Source organism: Acinetobacter sp. ACNIH3 (genome assembly GCF_002918965.1).
GTDB lineage: Bacteria > Pseudomonadota > Gammaproteobacteria > Pseudomonadales > Moraxellaceae > Acinetobacter > Acinetobacter schindleri.
This window is the reverse complement of the sequence record NZ_PQLP01000113.1, coordinates 1-1903: the sequence shown is the minus strand read 5'-3', so window position 1 is coordinate 1903 and position 1903 is coordinate 1. Positions and strand designations below refer to the sequence as shown.

Sequence of the window (1903 nt, the reverse complement as noted above, 5' to 3'; positions counted from 1 at the left end):
AAAAAGGCACATGCGAAAATATGAATGGTTTAATTAGGCAATATTTACCTAAAGGGATTGATTTAAATCAGGCAGATCAGCATTATTTAAATCAAGTTGCCATGTCACTGAATACTCGTCCTAGAAAAGCGTTAGATTGGCTTACACCATTAGAGAAATTTGCTCAGCTTGTTGATTATCATAAGACTTTTCAAACTGTCGCACCTCATGTTTGAATTCGCCCTGCTTAGAATTTTTAATTGATGCACATAATTTTAAATTAAGTGAAAAAGATAAAATAATATCAAGACTCAAAAAAGAGCAAAATTTAAATCATGATTATAATTTAAAGCAAGAATTGAAATTTAAGGATGAAAAAATTACAGAACTCGAAAAAGAACTCGTGCACCAAAAAAATATCATCCACGAAAACATGAGCAAATCTGCAAAAGAATTTGAGGAATACCTAATTCAATTGGCTATAAATCAAACCATTGAATTAGAGAAAATTAAAGCTTTTTTAGGCGAGATTAACGAAGCAGATCAACAAAGCATTAACCAAACTCTTGCACCCGAAGCACTTAGCGAAATTGAAACTCAATTGAGAAATGAATGCGCAAAACAAAAGCAATTTTTAACAATCAAAAATCAACCAAATACCAATTATGCTTTAGGATTTGATCAGCATCATCAATATGGCAGTACCGTACAAAATGACGATGAAGTTGTACCAGCTCAAACCTGAGCTAACAGTTACTCATTTCTAGGAGCAAGCAGCAATAGCACACCTCATCCACTTGCTGCCTAAGAACGAGCCCCCCTCATCACCTCAATGATATTCATAATTGAACTTGGATAATCTCTTTCAATAAATCAGGACGACGCCTTAAGTGATTGACCAGCACTTCATCGCAATATGCTGTATTAAATGGGAGTTGCTTTTGCTGTGGAAAATACCGCTCTGGATGCTGTAGAAACTGTTCCCATTTTTTATTTTCATTCTGTAATTCCCTGATCTGGTTTAGATAGGTTCTATCCTGAATTTTAAATGACACACCAAAATCATCATCTTCACAGGTGTCTTTATTTTCGTTATTTTTTCTGGCTTCTGTTAAATCTAAAATTTTCTGTTTATTTGTCTCTAATCTGCTTTGAACCCATTGCAAATCAAACTCTCTAAACTTGATTTGCAGCGTGGGTAAAATCAGTTGTACTGCCTGCGAAGCATTTTTAAATCTGCCATTTTTTTGAGCATAACCAGTTAATTCTGAATAGAATATTTCAAGCTTTTTATGCAACAGCGGCGCATATCGTTTTCTTATATTCAAAATTCCATTGATTCTACGCTTCAAACTCGGGTTATAGGTGTAGACTCTACCGCCTTCATCAACAACCAACTCAATATATTTATTTAATATTTCAGAATATTTCTCATTAATCTGCTGCTGTCTATAATCACGAATCCCCTCTATTACCGTATTAATTTGACCAAGCAAATTCAGCAAGTCCTGTACCGAATACGTTTCACCAAAGAACTGCATTTGGCTATGCTCTACCATCAGTTCAACCAAAAATTCGCGTTCTGACGCTTCAAACTCAGTCTTTGGGTCAGGATCACTTATTATTTTATGTTCTCTTAAAAAACGTCCAGCATGATCCAAAAAGCAATTCAGAATTTCATCCTGCAATTGCTCAAAATCAAGAAGTGTGCAATTTTTCATTTATGAATCTAAATAATAGTTTTCAATATGTTATACCACAACTCTAGTAAAATATTATTTCTAATTATTAGTATTATAGGACTTACGCATTGACGGATTCAAAAAAGTATTACAATAGTTTATAACGTATCTGTGATCAGACGAACTAAACATGCTTCTACAGCAACTTGTACATTACCCATTTATATGGGCTTTCTCATGAC

General features: G+C 33.9%; 2 protein-coding genes and 1 pseudogene. 2 read left to right on the top strand and 1 reads right to left on the bottom strand.

What is annotated here, in order from left to right:
- Both C3420_RS16855 and C3420_RS16850 read left to right on the top strand, forming a co-directional pair.
- On the top strand, positions 1-215 hold a 215-nt coding region (locus C3420_RS16855; RefSeq protein WP_031991246.1), incomplete at its 5' end, for a hypothetical protein.
- 8 nt (positions 216-223) lie between these two features.
- Positions 224-724 (top strand): annotated as a pseudogene (locus C3420_RS16850) (hypothetical protein); the annotation flags it as partial.
- A 94-nt stretch (positions 725-818) separates the two neighbouring features.
- On the opposite strand, the gene C3420_RS16845 reads toward C3420_RS16850, so the two are convergent.
- Positions 819-1700, bottom strand: coding sequence for a hypothetical protein (locus C3420_RS16845; protein ID WP_004777874.1), 882 nt, complete (start codon positions 1698-1700; stop codon positions 819-821).
- Positions 1701-1903 lie beyond the last annotated feature (203 nt).